The sequence below is a fragment of the bacterium genome, from assembly GCA_040755795.1.
Classification (GTDB): Bacteria; UBA9089; CG2-30-40-21; order CG2-30-40-21; family SBAY01; genus JBFLXS01.
On record JBFLXS010000397.1, the window covers coordinates 1 to 3,824 of the forward strand.

Genomic DNA, 3,824 nt, shown 5'->3' on the forward strand with positions numbered 1-3,824 from the left:
AATAAAACCAAAACAAACATCCATTTAGAAAAGGTGTCAACGCTCTCCGGTACAGTAGATGTTAATTAACGGAGGAAAATCATATGAAATTCACACTCAATAAGCAGGGTTTATCATGCAAAGCAAACACCACATGGTGTATGTGTCATGAACTCTCAGATTATTGGATGACTCAATTATGGTCATTTATTAAATAATCTTATCAAACATAGGGTCCCAAAAGGGACCTTTTTTGTTAAGTGAAAATTAACTTGTTTTATGAATAATTTATCATAAAGAGCATTTTGATTTTAAAAGTTAACTTATGGTTAAGTACAAACCATCTTTTTAAATTTGCCATTTGCCTTTATAATAAAGTTAAGAGGTGATGCACATGCCAGACATCATTGATAACGTTAAGGTAGGGGAATACATTAAAAGTTTGTTGAAGAAAAAAGGAATGACGCAAGATGATCTTGCGGAAGCTCTGTCTATTTCTAAGGCAGCAGTTTCACAGAATTTACGTGGTAAAAGTTCGTTTGACATACAAAATCTAATACAAATTGCAAAAATATTTGAGATCACATTAGATGATTTACTCAATCTAAAGTCAGAGGGATCCAACGATGTAGTTTCTGAATACCAAAAAGTGGTAAGTCAAGGAATTGAGGGTATAACAAAAGTTCCCCCTCAAGATTTACATATTGCTGAACCTGACCTCTATGGTAAAGTTCTTGTTGACTACATCATTGAACAGCGTAAATTAGAAATGCTTCTTTATTTAATAGAAAAGAACGTTGAAATAGTACATGATTATTATCATCGAGCCAAGAACGTATATCTTAGAATTATTAAATTCTTATTGGAAGAGAAGAAAGAAGGTATTGATCAGTTTATCGATGCCTACACAAAGCTTCACGGCTCTTTTTTGATTGATGACGAAACCATTGAAATGGCAATATGGGGTTATTTGAACACGAAAGAGTATCAAAATTTTATGATTCGCTTAATGAAATACAAGCCAACGATAAAAGCCAAATGGTTTAAAGTAAGCGAAGAAACCGAACAAATTCCTTTAACACGCAGTGACTACATAAAAATTATTGCCAAATATCATTTATCATTAATACTCAAAACATTCATACAAGTCCAACACCGTGATGATGATTTTTGCTTTATTGTGGATACATTCATTGCGACCAATTATACCGAGGGACTACATATATTTATTCAAGAGTTTTATCGTACACCAATGACATCATTTCGAAAATCAGTCATTAACGTTCAGAAGGCTTTATTATCTGTATTAGATAAAGATCATTATGACCTAGTGATTGATTTTGTTGATCACGGTTTATATATAGATTTAACACAAATTGTAAGAGAAGCAATTAGGCGAAATCAGGATAAGATATATTCACATCTCATAGCAAAACATCATAATGAGATTATTTTTAAAAGAGTTGGTGAAACCTGTGTCGAAATGGGAAATCTCACACTTTTGGAATCTATCATAAACTATCTATCAAAGGATGATCTTAATTATCTTATTAGCTGGGTAAAAATAAACCAAATGGAAGTATTGATTTTCTTACTTAAGCAAGGTGCCAGAATCGACGAGAAATACTACAATTTAGAGACATTTAAGAAAATTAATCACCTCATTGATTATCTGTTGAAGAAGGGGGAATAAAATATGGAATTTATTCGAGAGCATTTTGAACTCATCGTCATATTGTTATTTGTTGTATCTTTTGTTTTATTGTCCATCATCTTATCTATGAATAAATATTTTGCTATGTATTTCTTGAATAAACGTTTCAAAATCAAATCTAATTATGAAGTCAATGCTTATGATGGTCAAAAAGATTTTACGATTACCATTTTCAATAACAACATAAATGAAGTTAGACTTTCAGGCTTTGGTTTTGTCTACAAAGATCAAAATATAGATTTCTATCAGAACTACTTACGAGATCACAACCTTCCTCTTGATCACAAAGTCGTGATTCATTCGCGAGACTACCTCACAGCTCGAATAAAGGTTGAACAACTGAAAGTAATAATCTCTGATATCAATAAAGGATCTAATGATCTTTCAGTGATAAAGGTGTTTGTTACTGATTCTCTAGGACTATCAACTGCGTCAAAATCAAAACAGGTTAAAGATCAAATTCGTAAAATGCTTATTCATGATCATGTTGAACTTAAACTAAAACAAAAAGAACAGGCTCGAAAGAGAAAAGAAGAGGAATCAGTCCTAAAGAAGAAACAAGGACTCGAAAAAAATATTAAACGTAAAGAAGGATGGCATAGAATTCTACTCAAGATTCGTGGATGGGTACGCCCAACACACAACAAATCAAAAGATTGATGATTGGAGTATTCCGATGAGCAAACGTGAAATTGCGTATTTAATAAAGTCTTGGCGTGAAGAAAGTGATTTCTCTCAAGAGTATATTGCACAGAAGATCAATGTTCATATCGACGATTATCGGAAATATGAAATCGGAAAATGGAATATCCCTCAATCAATCCTCAAGAAGATAGTTGAGTTATCTCACCTTGATCCGAATGAGGTTAATCTTGAAGAACCAATTGAAAGAAACGCACCCAAACATATGGTTGGCGCATTAAGTTATGAAAAGAATGCACCTAAAATTAAAATCACCGAAATTATTGCTGGTTTTTTCAATGGTTTTCATCGTAGACCCATGGATAGCAAACTCTACTATTTTGAAAAACAAATGTTTCATCCCGAAGAAGTTGCTGTTATCGCCCCCAGACTTTATATCTATTCTTTTTGGGTAATATTTATCTTTTATCTTTCCGCAAGTTTAATAGCAGATATTGTATTAATGAACTTAACATTAAGTCTTGCCATACCTTTCTCTTTAATGATTTTGATGCATGAACTACACCAACCCAAAAATGTTAAAGGAGTCCATCTTATTTCATATTTTGGTATGGGAGGTGTATTCTCTATATTTTGGGTTTATGTTCTCAGAGTATTCACCGGTTACTTAACATTACCTATTGTCTCAGAGTTGGTGACTGGATTTGTTGAAGAAACAGCAAAAATATTCATTGTAATTTTAATTCTTAGACGATTTAGAGTCAAAGATATCTTGACAGGATTTTTAGTGGGGTTTGCAGTTGGAGCTGGTTTTGACGTTTTTGAGACCTCTTCTTATGGCTTATTAGCATTTTTATCAACCATGGATTATTCAATTATGGTTGATGAAATAAGTTATCGAAGTATATGGGCCATTTTTGGAATAGGTCATCATTTTTGGACAGCAATCTTAGGCGGGACACTGGTATATGTGAATCCAACAACACGAATCAATTTTAATTCTGTCACTAAACCACTTTTTATTGAAATGTATATTACAGTCATATTGATTCATGCAGCTTGGAATTTTACCGTCACGTATTTTCCTATGCTTTATTATGTTGTTTTAGGTATTAGTCTTTTGTTGTTTTTGCGATTTTATATGGTACAGAATGCCAATTATCGATTAAGGAAACATCTCGAAATAGTGTCCTCTATATCAAGTGAAACACAAGAAACAATGTGATTATTCGCATTGTTTTTTCTTAATTGAGATAGCAATATCTCATCTGCTATGCTATAATTTTTCTAAAGCATCAAGGGGGATTTTACAAAAAAAAGAGGACAGTTCTTTTTTTGTTGAGTCGACATATCAAAACAGTAAAAAAATACCCCGAGAACTATACATTATATGCAATCCTGTTGAAAGGTGATGGTTTTATGCATATTTGGTTTGATACAGTGACATATCATCAAGAATTCTTTAAAGAACTTGCTGACTTTTTAATAC

Annotated in this window: 3 protein-coding genes; all 3 read left to right on the forward strand. The window is 32.3% G+C overall.

All coding sequences use genetic code 11. From position 1 onward, the window contains the following. Positions 1 to 373: 373 nt before the first annotated feature. From AB1414_17270 to AB1414_17280, 3 genes are read left to right on the forward strand one after another with little or no spacing between them, the layout of a single operon-like run. A complete protein-coding gene (locus AB1414_17270) occupies positions 374 to 1,672 on the forward strand; it encodes a helix-turn-helix transcriptional regulator (GenBank protein MEW6609166.1) in 1,299 nt (432 codons plus the stop codon). A gap of 3 nt (positions 1,673 to 1,675) precedes the next feature. After that, a complete protein-coding gene (locus AB1414_17275; protein ID MEW6609167.1) occupies positions 1,676 to 2,353 on the forward strand; it encodes a hypothetical protein in 678 nt (225 codons plus the stop codon). A gap of 16 nt (positions 2,354 to 2,369) precedes the next feature. Then, the gene (locus AB1414_17280) at positions 2,370 to 3,560 is read left to right on the forward strand and encodes a PrsW family glutamic-type intramembrane protease (protein ID MEW6609168.1); all 1,191 of its coding nucleotides are present in this window, start codon (positions 2,370 to 2,372) and stop codon (positions 3,558 to 3,560) included. Positions 3,561 to 3,824 lie beyond the last annotated feature (264 nt).

Excerpts from the sequence above, each read along its gene's own strand:
- AB1414_17275 (MEW6609167.1), top strand. The coding sequence starts at position 1,676 with ATGGAATTTATTCGAGAGCATTTTGAACTCATCGTCATATTGTTATTT.
- AB1414_17280 (MEW6609168.1), top strand. The coding sequence starts at position 2,370 with ATGAGCAAACGTGAAATTGCGTATTTAATAAAGTCTTGGCGTGAAGAA.
- AB1414_17270 (MEW6609166.1), top strand. The coding sequence starts at position 374 with ATGCCAGACATCATTGATAACGTTAAGGTAGGGGAATACATTAAAAGT.